Origin of the sequence: Flavobacterium notoginsengisoli, assembly GCF_042686225.1 — a bacterium.
GTDB classification, from domain to species: Bacteria; Bacteroidota; Bacteroidia; order Flavobacteriales; family Flavobacteriaceae; genus Flavobacterium; species Flavobacterium notoginsengisoli.
On record NZ_JBHUOT010000014.1, the window covers coordinates 31,508 to 50,591 of the forward strand.

Sequence of the window (19,084 nt, forward strand, 5' to 3'; positions counted from 1 at the left end):
TTCGGATTTTTTTATTCTTTAATTAAATCTGTTCGTTCGGTCTCTTTTTTAAAAGCTTTACTAAGACTGGAAACGTTGATATTATTATGATGATTATAATGATATATTCGATATGTTTTTTCAAATCTATTCCTTGTTTTAAAAATATGCCATACAAATAATGTCCTGCAAAGATCAAAATGAATGACCAAAGGAAAGAACTTAAGATATTATAAAACATAAACTTCTTTTTATCCATCGAAACAATTCCTGCAACTATTGGAGCGAATGTTCTAAAAATGGGAAGAAATCTAGCGTAAATGATTGCTTTTCCACCATACTTTTCGAAGAAATCTTTTGATTGAAGCAGGTATTTTTTCTTAAACCAAAAACTGTCTTCTTTTTTAAACAAATAATAACCGCTTTTAGCACCAAACCAATATCCTGTCATATTTCCTAAAACTCCCATAACCGCAACTGCTGTTGAAAGTAAAAATACGTTTATAAAATCATTCGGAATAAATGCAACATTTTCAATTAAATCACGGCTGTAAATACCAGCTAAAAAAAGCAAACTATCTCCAGGTAAAAAGAAACCTGCAAAAAGTCCTGTTTCAGCAAAGACTATAAACAGCACAATAAACAACCCAATCTGAAAACCTCCAACACTTAAAGTAATATAAAATTCAGGGTTTATTAACTGAGTCCAATCAAAATTATTCATAAATCGAATTTGGTTATTTTTATAAGTTTGTGAAAGTAACAATAATTTACCTTAACCGCAATAAAATGCGGTATTTTAAACATAAATTAACTATTAAAAAAAGCCCAAACTAATGTTTGGGCCCAAAGCTATAATTATTCTCTCACATACTTACAACAGCTATGAAGATTCTCATAATCTGCATCTGTTGCTTTGACCTCTTTAGTATCATGACCTGCTTTTGCAACTGCCTTATTTAAATCCAAAGGAGAGGCTTTTTCTTCGTTTAAAATAACCGAAAGCTGATGAGAACTAATATCCCAGCTGGCTGTTTTTACACCAGGAACACCAAAAGCCGCTTTTTCAATTCGTTTTTTACATTGCTCACAGTTTCCGTTTACTTCTGTGGTGTATTTTAAGTTTTTGTTCTTTTTAGTTTGCGCCTGCGCCGAAAATCCGAAAAGAGCTATCATTACTATTAAAACTAATTTGTTCATCTTAATTATTATTTATTGTTATTAAAATTGATTTTTGAAATTGTTATTGTTTATTTAATCTTAAACCTTAGACCCGCATAATACATTTGCCCAAAAATTGGCGCGTATGCTACAGATGCATCAAAATTAGGTCCAAAAGGGTTTTCTGCTCCTAAAATTGCTTTTTCCTGTCTGTAATTTCCAATATTTTCTCCTCCTACATATACTTCAAAAACAGAAGAAAAAACACGGGTTACTTGTGCATTCATAACGGCATAAGCAGGCGAAAAATCAGGGAATTGATCTTCTGCAGGATTTGAAGCCGTATAAGGCAACTGCTGTTTACCTGACCAGTTATATGTAAAATCAAATCTCCATTGTTTGTCATCATTTAAAGTTGTTTCGTATTCCAGATTTCCTAAGAAACGATGTTTTGCCTGCAACGGACGCTGGAAAGAACCTCTCAAATAATCGGTTTGAATATCGTAATATTTATAAGCTGTTCTCAAATTCAAATTGTGAATCAACTCGTAATTAAATTCTACCTGAAAACTGTTTGCAAAAGAGCTTCCTTTTAAATCATAAAACAAAACTTGCTGCGGACTCTGCATTACATCTACAACCGCCTGATTTTGAAAATCGGTTCTGTAAAAGTCAAAACCAGCATCGGCATTTTTACCAAAAATCTTGAATTTCTGAGAAAAACTTACCCCGTAATTCCAAGCAATTTCTGGATTCAAACCATACACTTTTCCGCTAGAATCTAAAATTGAAAACGTTCTTGAACTAGCAAAAAGCTGTTGGTTTTCAGCAAAAATATTGGCTGTTCGTTTTCCTCTTCCTGCAGAAAAACGAATCACACCATTTTTCCATGGATTGTATCTCATGTGCAATCTTGGAGTTACAAAGAAACCTAAACGGTTATGGTTGTCTACCCTTCCTCCTAAAATCAAACTGAAATTATCTGTGTTATCATAAGTATATTCGAAGAATGCTCCAACCGAATTGTCAATTCTGCTGTAATCTGCAACATTTACAAATTCCTGATATTGATCGTATGTAAAGTTCAAACCCGTTGTAAACTTGTGCATTGTATTACTAATGATCGAATTGAAAATCAAATTAGAATAAAAACTGTTTTGTTTGATATCGTATTGATTTAAACCAAAGTAAGAATCTTGTTTATGACTGTTAAAGGCATTTTGAAAACCAATACTTTGATACGGCATATCTTTGAACACATAACCAATTTTGGTTGAAACATCAAAACGTTCTGTATTGATTTCTGAACCCCAGAAATTTGTTGTACCACGGTCACGGTCTTTATCAAAATCCAATTCTCCGGTCTGTTTTTTATCATTCATATATCTGAAATTAATAAAACTGACTAAACCGCTTTCTGGATTATAATATTGGTAACGATTTAAAACATTGATCTGTTTTCCTAACGGATTATCCAAAAATCCATCATTATTCATGTCGTTCTTTGCCACACGCGTGTTTCCGTGTACAAATAAACTTGTTGCCCATTTATCAGAAAGTTTTTTATTGAAATGGGTATTTAATTCAAATCTGGAATCGGTTGAACCGTAAGCATTCAAAAAGAAAGGAATATCACTTAATGGTTTTAAAAGTTCTGTATTGATCTGACCCGAAATGCTTTCGTAACCGTTGATAACACTTCCCGCTCCTTTGGTAATCTGAACACTTTCGATCCAGGTTCCGGGAGTAAATGACAAACCGTAAGCCTGAGACGCCCCGCGAACAGAAGGTATATTCTCCTCTGTAATCATTAAGTACGGACTTGTTAAACCAAGCATTTTAATTTGTTTGGTTCCTGTTAAGGCATCAGAAAAATTAACATCGATTGATGGATTGGTTTCAAAACTTTCAGCCAGATTACAACAAGCGGCTTTAAGCAGTTCTTTACTGGTAATTACAGATGTATTGGCTGTTACGGTGAAGGATTTTTTAATTCCCTTTTGTTTTTTATTGATTTTTACTTCCTCTAAATCTTCTTGTGAAAAAGCAGCAACAGAAAGCAAAAACGCCATAAAAAGCATTATATTTTTTTGCATAAAAATGATTTTAATGTTAAATAGAATTACATTTTTGATCTTTGTTCGAAAACAAAAAACAATCAAAATGTAAACGCGAAGCCTAATAAGACTTGCATTTTATCTTAAAAACATTAAAATCAGGAATAGAAAATATACTGATGGTATAATTTGAATAAGGGAGGTGCATTAGCATCAGCGTAATACGAAAGGACTTCTCTCTTTTTAAAACTTGGAAGTTCTAAAAAAGCTAAAGGTTTGTAATCTTGCAGAACCGCAGGAAAATCAAATTGAAAGAAGAAGAATTTAAGCGTTGCGTTATCAGACTTTTTCTCAATCTGAACGTGTTTGTCTTTACAACAAGAGTTCTTTTTTTCTTTAGAACCACAGCATTTCTTTTCGATTACTGGTTTTGAAGTTGTATTTAAAGAAATCGAAGCTATTTTTCCTCCGCAATAGTGTACATCAAGAGCAAACCCAATATTGGAAACCAATAATAGGAACGCTAAAAACAGTCCTGTACACTTTTTTAAATTCATACTGCAAAACTATTCAAAAACTATCGATAAAAAAACCAAAATAAATGTTATTTTTTTGATTTTTGAAGCTGATAGTAAAAGCCAGGAATAAACAACAGCACTAAAATAGGCTGAATGATAAATCGACGTACATAAAAAAGAAGCCAGCCCGCATCCTGGAAAAATTGCACTATTACGAAAAACATTGCTAAAAGCAATACCAGAAAAAAGGTATAGACAAACAAACTGAATTTAAAAATATCCCGATCCTGAAATAATACATAAATCAATAAAAGAGACAAACCGGAATTCAGAAAATACCTGAAAAGAAGTCCCAAAAAAAGCTTTAGAGTATCAAATTCAGGAAAAGGCAGATTTGTAAAGTCATCCTCAAAGTAATTCAGAAAAGGATCATAAAATAATTGTGTTTCAAAACTCCTAATTAGAGCGAAACACATTATCACAATTACAGCAATAAAAATCTGCAGTTTATTTTCTTTTAAATTATCCAGCATATTTTGAAAATCTATTGATCCAGAAAATCCACAAAATAAAAACATATCCATAAATAATTAACGGAAACACAACACCATGCAGTAAGTGATTTTGGGATGGAAAACAAAGTAAAAGAACTGTCAGTAAAGCAATTCTAATTACATTCAAAATATAAATAGATACAATCCCGAAAACTATAAATAAGAATGTTTGCTTCAGTTTTCCTGAAAATGCCGTAACAAAAGAAACAAAAAGGATCATTACACTTATTGCATTACATCCTTCAACAATAAGTGCGATTTTCATGCCATTCAGCAAAACATTCATCCATGGATACTGAGCGCTTTTCTGTATGATTACATCATAATTAAAAAGCTTCAACAACTGTTCTGTGTTTCTGCCTACGATTAAAGTTATATCATCAAGATCATTTGCTCCAAAACTATTTAGATAGAATTTATAAAGTACCGTAAGAACAATATAGGTCAAGAAAAAGATCCCTACAAAAATCAAAAACGGTTTAAATTGGACTAAATATTTTTTCAAGAGATTTTTTTTTCAAATTTATGCATTTTTTGAGTTTAGCTTTAAATACTTTTGTATAAAATTTTACATCATGACATTTCAGGAATTACAACCAAAGATAAGCAGTATTATTACTGATAATAAACCAAATAGAGACGAAAAACTATTAGCGGTTTGTCAACTGCTAAATGAAAACATAGATTATTACAACTGGGTTGGTTTCTATTTTGCCAATCATGACACTAAAACTTTACACCTGGGACCTTATGTGGGTGCAGAAACAGATCATACTGTTATTCCTTTTGGAAAAGGAATCTGCGGTCAGGTTGCAGAAAGCAATGCTAATTTTGTAGTTCCGGACGTTAAGGCACAGGATAATTATATTGCTTGTAGTCTGACGGTTAAATCTGAAATCGTAGTACCACTTTTTGTTAATGGAGTAAATATTGGCCAGATTGATATTGACAGCCATGTTATTGATCCGTTTACAGAAGCTGACGAAAGATTTTTGGAATTCGTAAATCAGGAAGTTGCTAAATTATTCTAGAAGCCCTATTTTTAGTATAAAAAATAGACCAGAATGAAAAAAAGCATTTTAATAATACTCTTTGTTATATTTTCAACTGGTCTATCAGCACAAATTAACATGGTCTCGAAAAAAATTTTTCTTGACTCGTTAAATCGTGAAACCACTTCTCCAGACTACAGCTACACAAGAGTAATCACCAATTATTCCCAAAAAAGTGCGAGGTACGTTGTTACTGATTTTTACAAAAACGGAAGAAAGAAAATGACCGGGGCAACTCTCGACAGAGATATTTTGAAAAGAGAAGGAGAATTCATCTGTTATTACAAAAACGGAGCAAAAGAATCGGTTGTAGAGTATTCTGATGATCATAAAGCAGGTAAAGAAATTAATTGGTACCAAAACCAAAACAAAAAGTCTGAAAAGCAGAATTTATGGGATCCTAAAGCAAAAAAATCACAAACTCTGATCCTTAACTGCTGGAATGAAAACAAAATGCAAACTGTAACCGACGGAAATGGAGAATATGAAGAAACCGATGGACCTGTAACTCAAAAAGGAGAAATAAAAAACGGCTTAAAAGAAGGAATATGGCAAGGAAATGATTCATCTAAAAATATTTCGTTTACAGACAATTATGCCAAAGGCATTTTAATTTCGGGAATTAGTATCGATGCAAACAATGTAAAAACTTTCTACTCTTCTTTAAACGAAAAACAGACAGGCAAGAAAGTTTCGAAATTAAAATAAAACTACTTGTCGAAATTTCTTAATTTGTTAATTTCTAAACTTTGTTCATTTGTATTAAAAATATTACTTTGGCTTAATTTTATTTCCAAAACCTATATGAAACAAATTTTACGTCTTTTATTTTTTATTTTAATTTCTATACAAGCTTTTTCTCAAAATGCTGTAACTGCTAATAAGTTAATTTATTTAGATTCTATGTGGGTTCCGGCTACTCAGGAAAATTATAAATACACCAGACTTATTGAAGAATACTATTCAGATAAAAAGTCTTATATCTATAAAGACTATTACAAATCAGGAAAGATAAAATTTATTGCTACTACCACAGACAGAGATATTATAAAAATTGAGGGGCAAGCTGTCTCTTACTATGAAAATGGAAATAAAAAATACACTGTCAACTATGTCAATTCAAAGAAATCAGGAAAAGAATTTAACTGGTACGAAAATGGAAACATAAAATCTGAGGTTTACTATCCAGAAGATGAAAAAGGCAGTATTGAGGGCAAACTAAATAACTTTTGGAATCCTGAAAAAGAACAAATTATAACAGATGGAAATGGATATTACTCCTATAAAAGCAAAAACAGTGAAGAAGCCGGACAAATAAAAGACGGCGAACCGGAAGGAACATGGAAAGGAAGTGATTTTAGGAGAAAATCAAGTTTCATTGAAATGTATAAAAATGGGAAATTGGTTTCCGGCATTACCACAGATTCTCTAAATATAAAACATTCCTACGGTACAAAATACCTTCAGCCAAGTCCTCAGAATGGAATAAATTCATTCTACAGTTATATTGGAAAGTCAATGCGCATTCCTTTTGAAGCCAGAAAAGTTTCCGGAAAAATATACATGACCTTTATAGTAGATGAAGAAGGAAATCTGGTCGAACCAAAAGTAATAAAAGGCGTTGGTTACGGTATCGATGAAAATGCAATACAATTGATTAAAGAAGCAAAAAAATGGAATCCCGGGAAGAACAGAGGTATTCCGGTGAGAGCTCTTTATAAATTACCAATAACGATAATGGCAAAATAAAATTAAAAATCTTAATTAAAAAACCACCTTCAAATCATTAAAATTAAATTTTATAGAGCTCTATTTTAAGATTCTTTTATTTTTGTTTGATTCTTTTGTTTTTTTAATCTAATTTTGCACCCGTCTTACAAGAGTTGTATGACATACATAAAAATCATTAAATAATATTGGAATGTATTTAACTAAAGAAAAGAAAGAAGAAATCTTCGCACAACACGGTGGTGCAACAAACACTGGAAGCGCAGAAGGTCAAATCGCATTGTTCACTTACAGAATTTCTCACTTAACTGAACACTTGAAAAAAAATCGTCACGATTACAACACTGAGCGTTCTCTTGTACTATTAGTAGGTAAAAGAAGAGCTTTACTTGATTACTTGAAAAAGAAAGAGATCAACAGATATCGTGAGATTATCAAAGTATTGAATATCAGAAAATAATCAATATAGAAAAGAGGTGCGAAAGTGCCTCTTTTTGTTTTTACATTACACGCATACTATTACAAGAAAAAAAGTTTGGTTTTTCATTGGGTTTTAGACAACAACAACTACACACAACAACAACTACAACACAACTAAAACCCATTGTATAATCAAAAGGAAAAAATTTATGATTCCACAATTATTTGTAGAAAAGATCGATTTAGGTGATGGCAGAAGCATCACAATCGAGACAGGACGTTTAGCTAAACAAGCTGACGGTTCTGTAGTAGTTAGAATGGGCGACACTATGATTCTTGCAACAGCAGTTTCAGCTCGCACATCAAACCCAGGCGTTGATTTTTTACCGTTAACGGTAGATTACCGCGAAAAATTCGCAGCAGCAGGTCGTTTCCCTGGAGGTTTCTTTAAAAGAGAAGCACGTCCAAGCGACAGCGAAGTATTGACAATGAGATTAGTTGACCGTGTATTGCGTCCGCTTTTCCCAGACGATTACCATGCTGAAACACAAGTTATGATTCAGTTAATGTCTCATGACGAAACTGTTATGCCAGATGCTTTAGCTGGTTTAGCTGCTTCTGCAGCATTAGCAGTTTCAGATATTCCATTTTACAACTTGATTTCTGAAGTTCGTGTTGCACGTATCGATGGAAAATTAGTGATCAACCCAAGCAGAGAAGAATTAGAAAAATCTGACATCGATATGATGATTGGAGCTTCTATGGATTCTGTAGCAATGGTTGAAGGTGAGATGAAAGAAATCTCAGAAGCTGAAATGATCGAAGCTATTAAATTTGCTCACGAAGCGATCAAAGTTCAAATCCAGGCTCAATATCGTCTACAGGAAGCTTTTGGTAAAAAAGAAATCCGTACTTACGAAGGAGAGAGAGAAAACGAAGAAATTTACAAAAAAGTAAAAGAAGCAGCATACGATAAAATCTATGCTATTGCAAAAGTTGGTTCAGCTAAACACGAAAGAGGCGCTGCATTTGCTGAAGTAAAAGAAGAAGTTAAAGCTTTATTTACAGAAGAAGAATTAGCTGCTGACGGTGATTTAGTTTCTAAATATTTCTACAAAACAAACAAAGAAGCTGTTCGTAATGTAGTTTTAGAATTAGGCGTTCGTTTAGATGGTAGAAAAACTACAGACATCAGACCAATCTGGTGTGAAACGGATTATTTACCAAGAGTTCACGGATCCTCTTTATTTACACGTGGAGAAACTCAGGCTTTGGCTACAGTAACTTTAGGAACTTCCAGAGAGGCAAACCAAATCGATTCTCCATCTGAACAAGGTGAAGAGAAATTCTACTTACACTATAACTTCCCTCCTTTCTCAACTGGTGAAGCAAAACCATTAAGAGGAACTTCAAGAAGAGAAGTTGGTCACGGTAACTTAGCTCAAAGAGCGTTAAAAAATATGATTCCTGCTGATTGTCCTTATACAATTCGTGTTGTTTCTGAGGTTTTAGAATCTAACGGTTCTTCTTCTATGGCAACGGTTTGTGCCGGAACAATGGCACTTATGGATGCTGGAGTTCAAATGGTAAAACCAGTTTCTGGAATTGCTATGGGATTGATTACTGACGGTGAGAAATTTGCTGTATTGTCTGATATTTTAGGTGATGAAGATCACTTGGGAGATATGGACTTTAAAGTAACCGGAACCGCTGACGGTATTACTGCTTGTCAAATGGACATCAAGATCGATGGTTTACGTTATGACATTATGGAGCAAGCTTTAGCTCAGGCTCGTGATGGACGTTTACATATCTTAGGAAAATTAACTGAGACAATCGCTGCTCCAAGAGCTGACGTAAAAGCTCATGCACCGAAAATCATTACCAGAACTATTCCTGGAAACTTTATTGGAGCATTAATTGGACCTGGTGGAAAAGTAATTCAGGAATTACAAAAAGCTACTGGAACAACTATTGTGATCAACGAAGTTGATGAGCAAGGTGTTGTTGAAATCTTAGGAACTGACCCTGAAGGTATCAAAACAGTATTGGCTAAAATCGATGCCTTAACTTTCAAACCTCAAATGGGAGAAGCTTACGAAGTTAAAGTAATCAAAATGCTAGATTTCGGAGCTGTAGTTGAATATACTGCTGCACCAGGAAACGAGGTATTGCTTCACGTATCTGAACTAGCTTGGGAACGTACTGAAAACGTTGCTGACGTAGTTAAAATGGGAGACGTTTTCCAAGTGAAATACCTCGGAATTGATCCTAAAACTAAAAAAGAAAAAGTGTCTAAAAAAGCACTAGTTCCAAGACCTCCACGTGAGGAGAAAAAAGAGTAATCAGATCTTAGTTTACTAAAGGTTTATTCATAGAAAACCCCAATTCATGTATTTGATTTGGGGTTTTTAAGTTTAATTTATTGCCTGTAAACTATCCCAAACATCAGGGTCTGAGAGCCAAAGTTTTTTTCTACTTTATCATTAAATATTCCGTAAGGAGACCATTGATAATGACATTGTAATCCTGTATTTCTATAATTTAGCTTAATTCCTTGTGACAAATAAAATGTAGTTAAAACTTCTTTTGTATGCTCTCCATCTTCAAATTCTAATTCTTTTGGAGCGTTATAAAAATTTAAAGCCAGCCCAATTCCGGAATTCCATTCTAAATTAAAATCTGTTTTTCGTTGCGATAGCGGGATAATTTTTGCAAAACGTGTTCCGATATTAATTGCAAAATGGCTTGATTTGTACTGTACAATAGAATCCCGATATTCAAAATTGACATTTAATGGCTTTTTTGGTACAAAAAAATTGAATCCAAAATCTACAAAATCATCCTGGCTCAGTTTATTTCTAAACCAAAAACCAAATGATGGCGATAAATCAAACTTTTCAGAAAGTTTCCCTAGTGGCTGCACAAATCCAGCTTCTACATAAATCCTCTCATATGTATCAGACAAATTCTGAGATTCATTTTGAGCAAATGCAAATTCTGAAAATATAAAAATCAATAGCATTAAAAATTGTCTCATAATTTACCAATTAAAAAAAGGCATAGACCTTTTATTATTTATATTCCAAAGACCTAATTGAAAACCTTTAGAATTTGACTTATTCAAAACTCCTATTTGCAAACCTTTATTCATTCTGGTTTGATTAAAAATTCCCAGATGTAATCCGCTTAATTGGTAGGATTGATTATAAATTCCAACCGTTGAACCAGTCAAATCATTATTAGCATTATAAATTCCAATCGAAAGTCCGTTTTGATGATCTGCAATCGTTCCTAAAACAGTAAGCGAAAGTCCATTAAAATCATTAAATTTATTTCCTGCAGAAATATTTAATCCGTTCATGCTGGTAGTAGTAAAAAAGCATCCTGAACTAACATTCAAACCATTTAATTTTAAATGAGGAGCGTAATTCATATTCTTAATCCTATAGTAATCTTCAGTGTTTTTTATACTATCCGATTTTTTATTATTCCTGATAATCTCAGGCAGATAAACTAATGACATAAAAGCTATAAATGCTCCTGCAACCGGCGCAGGGTTAACTTCTGCATTTATACCATTAATAGTCTGACTTGCAACACGTTTATTTTCAACATGCCCTACTCCAAAAACCAATCCGTTTACTTTATCTACATTTTTAGACATTGGCGAAAGACTGAAAATTTGAGAATGCAATACCACAGAATCATTTTCAACAAGAACAGCATTCTGACCGTAAGAACATCCAAAAACAAAACTTAAGATTATTAAAATTGATGTTTTCATAAATCATTATTTTAAAATTACAGGACAAACCTATTGCATTTATCACATATCAATTTGCGAAAACCAATAAAAAAATTTTATAAATTTGTGAATATCGCAAAATATGAAATCACAAGAATTATTTTTAAAAGCTATAAAACAGAAAATCCCTCAGTCCATTTCTTTGATTGATGAAATTGCCGGTGTTTTAGAAATTAGCTACGATGCTTCCTACCGAAGAATTTCAGGAAAAAGCAAATTTTCTATTGATGAAACAATTAGACTGGCTAGTCATTTCAACATTTCATTAGATAATTTATTTTCGAATAAGGGAAAGGTAATTGTTGAGAAAACAATTGAAATTGAAAACTTAAAAGACATGCTTCAATATTTTAAATCATCTGCAGAAAATATCGAAGTATTAACAAAAAATAAAAAAACAAAGCTCTTTTATTCTGCAAAAGACATTCCGCTATTTTATTTTATGGACGGAACCATATTATCAAAATTTAAAGCTTTTGTATGGCTGAATCTTTTAAATTCCAATCAAAAGAAAACATCATTTGAAAATTTTGTAATTGACGAATCTTTTACAGAATACATGCAAAAATTAAAAAAAATCTACGAGAACACAATCGTAAATGAAGTATGGAATGATACCACTATAAACAGTAGTTTGCAACAAATCCTCTATTTTTACGAAGCTGGTCTTCTAAGTCTAAAAAGTGCAAATGCTCTTTGCATTGACCTAAAAAGAATTATTGAACTGATAAAAACGAAGTGCAACGAACCAAACGAAAAATTTTCTATCTATTATAATGAGCTCATATTATTAAACAATAACATGCTTATAGAAACGGAAGATAAATTAACCATGTTTGTTCCTTATACACTTTTAGGGTATTTTATAACAGATAACGAAGACAGCTGCAAAAATGTACATCAGTTTTTCAAACAACAAATTCTTAATTCAATTCCTTTAGGTCTGTCCGGCATTAAAGAACAGCATGTTTTCTTTAATCGAGCCATTAGAAAAATAGATTATTATCTCGAAAAAATAAATTCGCAAGTAGATTTATTGTTTTAAACGCATCTTTTTTTTTTCATGAAACACTATTTAGCATTTTTGCTATCCAATTAACAGATTGGTATTTTTGATTTTAATAACATAAAAAAATTATTACATTTTAACACCTACACGTGATTTTTATAACATTTTTTTAATACTTTTGGAACCAATCAATCCAAAAACAACTAATCACGTTCCCTTGAAAAATTACCAAAAAAAAATCATTTCACTTGCGATATTCACAAGCTTATTAAATATATCGCAATTACACTCTCAATCTGTTGAAAAATCGTCATTGTACGATTACTTCGATGAAGCAGTAGGAAAAGACAATCTAAACATCAATAACGGAATCGTTCACAGCGAGCCTTTTCGTCCACTGGCTGGTAAAAACAGATACTATATTGACGAGTTTAATCTTGGCGATATTAGTTTTGAAAATCAGATTTATTCTAGTGTTAATCTCAAATATGATATTCTACAGGATCAGGTTATCTATAAACAAAACGGATCTTCAGAGAATTTACCAATCAACCTGATTACAGAAAAAGTTGATTATTTCTTTATCAAAAACAAAAAATTTGTTAATCTTAAAGAAGAGTCCATAAAATTTCCTTCCACGATAAAAGGTATATATGAAGAAACATATGTTGGCGACAATGTTTCTCTTTATATCAAACATTCTAAAGAAAAAGTAAAATCCCTGCAAGCAGACATTATTTATTATAATTTCATTTATAAAATCAGCTATATCTTAAAATACAACAGCTATTTCTATAAGGTTGAAACAGCTAAAGATTTTAAGAAAATCTTTCCAAATTATAAAAAGGAAATAAACGGTATTTATAGTACTGAAAAAAAATTAGAACGTTCCAATAAACCACAATTCATGGAAAGTCTAACGAAACAAATCAATGGTCTTTTAAAAAAAAGTTCTAATTAAATGAAAAAAATTACTCTTATTCTATTTTTAATAGCCTTTCAACAAATCATATATTCTCAGGTAATCAGTGACAAAATATCAGTTGAATTTAAAAATGCCAATATAAAAACTGCTATTCAGGACATTGAAAAAGTATCTTATTATAAATTTTACTTTGACGAAAAATGGTTTGAAAATGATAGTACTTCAATCGTTAAACGATATAAAGACACCAGAATTGGAGAAGTTCTTGAAGATGTTTTTCAAAATACCAGCTTTAACTTTTATATTTCTGACAATAAAGTTATTGTTACAAATAACAGTATCATTTATAGTCAGTTACCTGATGATTATTTCGGAATTCCTCTTGAAAGAGATGAAAATGGACAAATTACAACCCCAATATTTTATCAACAATATGATTCGATAAAAAAAACAAACTCACGAAATCCTAATAAAAACATTAGGGATCTTGTCCTTATTGGCAAAGAGGTTAAAAATCAAAAAAAGAAACCAACCTATACATTATCCGGAGTTATACGAGGTGGAAAAAACAATTCTGCACTTGCTAATATTATAGTAAAAGTACCAAACTCTGAATTTTCTGCTACGACAGACAAAAAAGGATATTACACCCTGCAGGTTCCGGGAGGATTAAATGTTGTTGAAACAGAAAGTTTCTCATACAATAAGGTGACTAAAAACATTATGGTTTATAATGATGGTGCATTAAATTTTTCTTTAACAGACAACATAAACCAGCTGGACGAAGTACTTATTAAAACCAATAAAAGTAAAAGTGCAAAATCTGCCATAACGGGAGTAACGACCATTGACGCTGAAGGAATTAAAAATGTTCCGTTGGTTCTTGGCGAACGTGATATACTTAAAGTTGCTTTAACTATGCCCGGGATAAAAACAGCGGGAGAAGGATCTGCAGGATTTAATGTCAGAGGTGGTAAAGAAGATCAGAATTTATTTTTACTGGATCATGCTACTTTATACAATCCGTCACATTTCTTTGGCTTTTTTACTGCTTTGAATCCTTACACCACTAAAAAAGTAGACATTTATAAAGGAAGTATTCCTGCTGAATTTGGAGGAAGATTATCATCTGTTTTTGATATTTCATCTAAAAGCGGTAACGTTAATGAATTTCAGGGAGAAGGCGGTATTGGTCCCGTTACGAGTAATTTAATGCTTTCTACACCTGTTGTAAAAGGAAAATCAAGTCTGATTGCAGGAGGAAGAGCAACTTACTCCGATTATATTTTAAAAAGTCTGGATGATGAAAGTCTAAAAAATAGTCAAGCTTCTTTTTATGATCTTATCCTAAAATACAATCATAAAATAAACGCCAATAATGATATTGAATCTACTCTCTATTATAGTAAAGATAAATTTAGTGTCTCTTCAGATTCGTTATACAAATACAGTAACAGATTAGCAACTTTAAAATGGAATCATACTTTTAATGAAAAAAATAAAGGCTCTCTGATAGTTACTAATAGTGAATACAAGTTTAATATCGATTATCAGTCTGAAGGAATAAACAATTTTGATTTTGGCTATAAAATTGATGAGACGCAGGCAATGCTAAAAATGACATATCAATTCAATGCAAAACATAAATTCAGTTATGGTCTTTCTACAAAACTATATGCTGTTGATCCAGGATATTTAAATCCAAAAAATCCTCAGTCGACTTTAATTCCAATTGATATTGAAACCGAGAAAGGTTTGGAATCTGCTGCATATATTGGAGACAATTTTAAAATAAGCGATAAATTCCTTCTGGATTTTGGTTTGCGTTATTCCACCTTTGCCGCTTTAGGTAAATCTACTCAGAGAATTTACGAAGAAAATCTGCCTATAAGTGATGCTACAGTAACTGAAACAAAAACTTTTGGCAATAATGAAGTAATCAAAAGATACGGCGGATTTGAACCACGACTTGCCGCAAGGTATTTTATTACAGATGATTTTTCTGTACGTGCAAGTTATGACAAAACCTATCAGTACATTCATTTATTATCCAATAATACAACACAGTCTCCAACCGATATCTGGAAACTTTCAGATTTGAACGTCAAACCGGAAAGTGCACAACAAGTTTCTTTAGGTTTCTACAAGAATTTAAAAGATGGCGATGTCGAAGTTAGTTTAGAAGGGTACTACAAAAGATCTAAAAACATTCTGGATTATAAAGTTGGTGCTGAATTACTACTTAACGACAACATTGAAACAGAGCTTTTACAAGGAGAAGGTAAAGCTTACGGTATAGAGGTTTTATTTAAAAAACAAGTAGGTAAATTAAATGGATGGGTTGGTTATACTTATTCAAGATCTTTAATAAAACTTGACAGTCAGTTTCAACAGGAAAAAGTAAATGACGGAAAATATTTTGCCTCTAATTTTGATAAACCACACGATTTCAGCGCTGTTTTAAACTACAGAATTACAAAACGTTATAGTGTTTCAAGTAACTTTGCTTATCAAACCGGAAGACCAATTACTTATCCAATTGGGAGATACGATTATGGTAACGAACAATATACTGTATATAGCGACCGTAACAAATTTAGAATTCCGGATTATTTTAGACTGGATCTTGGTTTGAATATTGAAGGAAATCATAAAATCAAAAAATTAGCTCATAGTTTTTGGAATATTTCAGTTTACAATGTATTAGGAAGAAACAATCCTTATTCGGTATTCTTTGTAACAAAAGAGGGACAAATCAAAGCGTACAAAACTTCTATTTTCTCAATTCCAATTCCAAGTATTACGTATAATTTCAAGTTTTAAAACCGTGAAAAAATATATATATAAAATCTCATTGTTCTTCATTTTAGCATTTGCGATTAGCAGCTGCACAGAACAATATGTCTTTCGAAATACCGATTTTGAAAGCGCTCTTGTGGTTGAAGGAACTATAACAAACGAACTTAAAAATCAAATTATAAGACTTTCCCAGGTTTATCAGCTTGAAGAAACAGGCCCAAGGATGGAAAAGGGTGCAAATGTGTTTATTCTGGACGATCAGGGAAATGAATATCAATTTACAGAAAAAGACACGGTTTATGAATCTTTAACTCCTTTTAGAGCCGAGCCGGGAAGAAAATATCAATTAAAAATTAAAACAAGTGCAGGTAAAAACTATGCTTCTGATGAACAGGTTTTGACTACTGAAACTAAAATTGATAACGTGACAGCTACTGTAGAAACAGTAAATGGAGAACGAGGTGTGCAAATCAATGTAAATAGTTTTGACCCAAGTAATACTTCAAAATATTATCGATATGAATATGCCGAAACCTATAAAATTGTAGCTCCTGTGTGGGATCCCAGAGAAGCTGTAATGGATAGTTATCCTGCAACTCCGGCAAATCCGGTTGAAGGCACTCCAGGTTCTCCAGCCGGGGAAAACATCTTAGTAAGACCCCGAAATAGAGAAACCAGAACTTGTTATTCCAGCAAAAAATCTAATGATATAATTTTAAACAACACTAATAGTCTCAGTGAAGATCGCGTGCATTTTCCTGTCCGTTTTATTAGTAATCAAAATTATATCATTTCACATCGTTATACCATTTTTGTAAAACAATATATTCAAAATTTAGCCGCATATACCTATTACAAAACTTTGAAAGATTTATCTTCTTCAGGAAGTGTTTTATCACCAAAGCAACCTGGATTTTTTTACGGAAACATAAAATCAGTAGAAAATCCTTCAGAAAAAGTTATTGGTTTCTTTGAAGTTTCTGCAGTTTCTTCGGATAGAATCTTCTTTAATTATGCTGATTTATTTCCAAGAGAACCTCTGCCACCTTATTATGAATCAGATTGCGATATTAGAAATTTTGTAGATTGCACAGGACTCCCTCCTTGCAGCGGACCACAGTTACGCGATGCAATAAGATCACGATCATTAGTATTAGTATCAACCAATTATGAAGATGAATACGGAATGGTAAAACCAGCTTGTGGTGACTGTACTTCATTTTCTTCTAACATTGTTCCTCCTTTTTGGGTAGATTAATTCTTTAAAATTCATGAAAAACTTTTCTATATATAATCAGAGTACTATCTCATTTAGAATTAAGCAATTGACTCTCTTAATGCTTTTGTTCATAAAGAGCGGACTTACTTTTGCACAGAATTCACAAAATAAAAATACCATTCCTGATATTTCAACTCAGGAAACTATTTTTCTGCACTCCAATACCACTACATTTTTGACTGGCGAGACATTGTTTTTCAAGTTATATTGTTTAAATCCATTAAACAACAAAACAAGTCAAATCAGTAAAATCGCATATGTTGAACTTGTAAACAGTGATAAGACATCTATTCAGAAAAACAAAGTTTATCTGGATAACGGAATAGGAACCGGCGACTATTTTATCCCTACAACCTTAAAAACAGGTAATTACAAGGTTATTGCATATACAAAATGGATGTTAAACAATGTACATTCTCAAAAAAATGAAATAGACATTTTTATTATAAACCCGTTTGAAAGTCAGGAACCTAATGACAACATCACTTTTGAAATTTCTAATCCTAAGCAAACAGCTGTAGCGGTTCAAACAATAAATTCTAACTCCGGAAATGATAAAAGAATTGATTTGGTGTTTGATAAAGAAAACTATTATACAAGAGAAAAAGTCAATTTAAAACTAAAATCTTTAACCGAAACAATAGAAAAAGGAAGCTATTCTGTTTCGATTCGAAAAAAAGACCAAATCCCCACATCAAAACAGTTAACTTCTTCAGAATTTGCAAAAAAAACTGCGGAATCCTATAAAAATACGCCAAACACTTTTGATTATATTCCGGAAATCAGATCTGAATTAATTACAGGTTACATCACATCTGCCAACAATGGTGAGTTGAGCAATAAATCGATAGCTTTATCATTACCGGGAAAAGAATATGTTTTAAAAATTGTGAAGACCAACGCTCAGGGAAAATTTGCTTTTTTACTGGATCAGTTTCCTAATTTCCCAAATGCAATATTACAGGTAATTGACGAAAAGCGAAATGAATATACTATTCATTTAGATGCATTTCCAAAGTTTGACACTTCTTCACTGCAATTTACGTCAAAACTTAATTTATCACCAGAATTAAGAAAAGACATCGAAGAAAGATCTACTGCCAGTCAGATTCAAAATGCTTACTATCAAATCAAGAAAGACAGTTTGGTTACTGAAGCGGTTATGAATCCATTTTTTACCACTATTGAAAAATCGTATGTCTTAGATGATTATACCCGATTTCCTACTTTAAAAGAAAATATTGTAGAAGTTATTGTTGAACTTTATTATAGAAGAGAAAACGGTAAATATCAGCTGCACATTCGAAATAACCAAAAAGATTTAATGATTTATGGTCCGCCAATGGTCCTTGTTGATGGATTATTGATTCAGGATCCAAGTGATCTTTTTGATTACAATATGGCAAATGTAAGCAGAGTAAGTTTAATAACGGAGCCTTATGTTTACGGACCAAATTTATACGGAGGATTAATTAGTTTTGAAACTAAAGGCAATGAATTTTCTACAAACTATGCTAAGAAATATTTAAAAACAATGGAAATTCAACGCCCTAATCCGGAAAAGATCTATAATAATCCTGATTATACAGCAGGCAATAAATTACAAAGAATCCCGGATTACAGATATCAATTATTATGGAGACCAAATATTAAACTGGATACAAAAGAAGATAATTTATCATTTTACACCTCTGATGTTAAAGGAAATTTTGAAGTTGTACTGGAAGGCTTTACTGATAACGGACAACCTGTTTATGTTTCTAAGACTATTAGTGTAAAATAAACAATTGATATT

18 protein-coding genes are annotated in these 19,084 nt (G+C 32.1%); 10 read left to right on the top strand and 8 right to left on the bottom strand.

Annotated elements, in window-relative coordinates:
• Nucleotides 1-22: 22 nt before the first annotated feature.
• From ACFS3A_RS24100 to xrtF, 6 genes are all read right to left on the bottom strand, one after another.
• On the bottom strand, nucleotides 23-703 hold the full coding sequence (locus tag ACFS3A_RS24100; protein ID WP_379828108.1) for a DedA family protein: 681 nt from the start codon (nucleotides 701-703) through the stop codon (nucleotides 23-25).
• 134 nt (nucleotides 704-837) lie between these two features.
• Nucleotides 838-1,179, bottom strand: a complete 342-nt coding sequence (locus ACFS3A_RS24105) for a heavy-metal-associated domain-containing protein (protein WP_379828109.1) — start codon at nucleotides 1,177-1,179, stop codon at nucleotides 838-840.
• A 50-nt stretch (nucleotides 1,180-1,229) separates the two neighbouring features.
• The gene (locus ACFS3A_RS24110; protein ID WP_379828110.1) at nucleotides 1,230-3,236 is read right to left on the bottom strand and encodes a TonB-dependent receptor plug domain-containing protein; all 2,007 of its coding nucleotides are present in this window, start codon (nucleotides 3,234-3,236) and stop codon (nucleotides 1,230-1,232) included.
• 119 nt (nucleotides 3,237-3,355) lie between these two features.
• Nucleotides 3,356-3,754, bottom strand: coding sequence for an HYC_CC_PP family protein (locus tag ACFS3A_RS24115; RefSeq protein ID WP_379828111.1), 399 nt, complete (start codon nucleotides 3,752-3,754; stop codon nucleotides 3,356-3,358).
• A 47-nt stretch (nucleotides 3,755-3,801) separates the two neighbouring features.
• Nucleotides 3,802-4,248 carry an exosortase F system-associated membrane protein gene (locus ACFS3A_RS24120; protein ID WP_379828112.1) on the bottom strand — a complete coding sequence of 149 codons (447 nt, stop codon included), beginning with the start codon at nucleotides 4,246-4,248 and terminating at the stop codon, nucleotides 3,802-3,804.
• Entirely contained in the window at nucleotides 4,238-4,774 is a 537-nt protein-coding gene (xrtF, locus tag ACFS3A_RS24125) for an exosortase family protein XrtF (protein ID WP_379828113.1), read from the bottom strand. The genes ACFS3A_RS24120 and xrtF overlap by 11 nt, the downstream gene beginning before the upstream one ends.
• A 70-nt stretch (nucleotides 4,775-4,844) precedes the next feature.
• Here xrtF and ACFS3A_RS24130 point away from each other — a divergent pair, with 70 nt between their 5' ends.
• From ACFS3A_RS24130 to ACFS3A_RS24150, 5 genes are all read left to right on the top strand, one after another.
• Nucleotides 4,845-5,300, top strand: a complete 456-nt coding sequence (locus tag ACFS3A_RS24130) for a GAF domain-containing protein (protein ID WP_379828114.1) — start codon at nucleotides 4,845-4,847, stop codon at nucleotides 5,298-5,300.
• Between the two features lie 33 nt (nucleotides 5,301-5,333).
• Entirely contained in the window at nucleotides 5,334-6,029 is a 696-nt protein-coding gene (locus ACFS3A_RS24135; RefSeq protein ID WP_379828115.1) for a hypothetical protein, read from the top strand.
• 96 nt (nucleotides 6,030-6,125) lie between these two features.
• Nucleotides 6,126-7,070, top strand: coding sequence for an energy transducer TonB (locus tag ACFS3A_RS24140; RefSeq protein WP_379828116.1), 945 nt, complete (start codon nucleotides 6,126-6,128; stop codon nucleotides 7,068-7,070).
• Between the two features lie 172 nt (nucleotides 7,071-7,242).
• Nucleotides 7,243-7,509: a 30S ribosomal protein S15 gene (rpsO, locus tag ACFS3A_RS24145; RefSeq protein ID WP_007804772.1), complete on the top strand. Its 267-nt coding sequence runs from the start codon at nucleotides 7,243-7,245 to the stop codon at nucleotides 7,507-7,509.
• 169 nt (nucleotides 7,510-7,678) lie between these two features.
• Complete coding sequence (locus ACFS3A_RS24150) at nucleotides 7,679-9,814, top strand: polyribonucleotide nucleotidyltransferase (protein ID WP_379828117.1); 2,136 nt, start codon at nucleotides 7,679-7,681, stop codon at nucleotides 9,812-9,814.
• 77 nt (nucleotides 9,815-9,891) lie between these two features.
• On the opposite strand, the gene ACFS3A_RS24155 is transcribed toward ACFS3A_RS24150, so the two are convergent.
• Complete coding sequence (locus ACFS3A_RS24155; RefSeq protein ID WP_379828118.1) at nucleotides 9,892-10,509, bottom strand: hypothetical protein; 618 nt, start codon at nucleotides 10,507-10,509, stop codon at nucleotides 9,892-9,894.
• 3 nt (nucleotides 10,510-10,512) lie between these two features.
• Entirely contained in the window at nucleotides 10,513-11,256 is a 744-nt protein-coding gene (locus ACFS3A_RS24160; protein ID WP_379828119.1) for an LA_2272 family surface repeat-containing protein, read from the bottom strand.
• 103 nt (nucleotides 11,257-11,359) lie between these two features.
• Between ACFS3A_RS24160 and ACFS3A_RS24165 the strand changes: the two genes are divergently transcribed.
• From ACFS3A_RS24165 to ACFS3A_RS24185, 5 genes are all read left to right on the top strand, one after another.
• The gene (locus ACFS3A_RS24165) at nucleotides 11,360-12,322 is read left to right on the top strand and encodes a hypothetical protein (RefSeq protein ID WP_379828120.1); all 963 of its coding nucleotides are present in this window, start codon (nucleotides 11,360-11,362) and stop codon (nucleotides 12,320-12,322) included.
• 181 nt (nucleotides 12,323-12,503) lie between these two features.
• On the top strand, nucleotides 12,504-13,247 hold the full coding sequence (locus ACFS3A_RS24170; protein WP_379828121.1) for a hypothetical protein: 744 nt from the start codon (nucleotides 12,504-12,506) through the stop codon (nucleotides 13,245-13,247).
• Nucleotides 13,248-16,034, top strand: coding sequence for a TonB-dependent receptor (locus ACFS3A_RS24175; RefSeq protein ID WP_379828122.1), 2,787 nt, complete (start codon nucleotides 13,248-13,250; stop codon nucleotides 16,032-16,034). It abuts the gene before it with no gap.
• Between the two features lie 4 nt (nucleotides 16,035-16,038).
• On the top strand, nucleotides 16,039-17,268 hold the full coding sequence (locus tag ACFS3A_RS24180; protein ID WP_379828123.1) for a DUF4249 domain-containing protein: 1,230 nt from the start codon (nucleotides 16,039-16,041) through the stop codon (nucleotides 17,266-17,268).
• A gap of 13 nt (nucleotides 17,269-17,281) precedes the next feature.
• A complete protein-coding gene (locus tag ACFS3A_RS24185; protein ID WP_379828124.1) occupies nucleotides 17,282-19,072 on the top strand; it encodes a hypothetical protein in 1,791 nt (596 codons plus the stop codon).
• Nucleotides 19,073-19,084 lie beyond the last annotated feature (12 nt).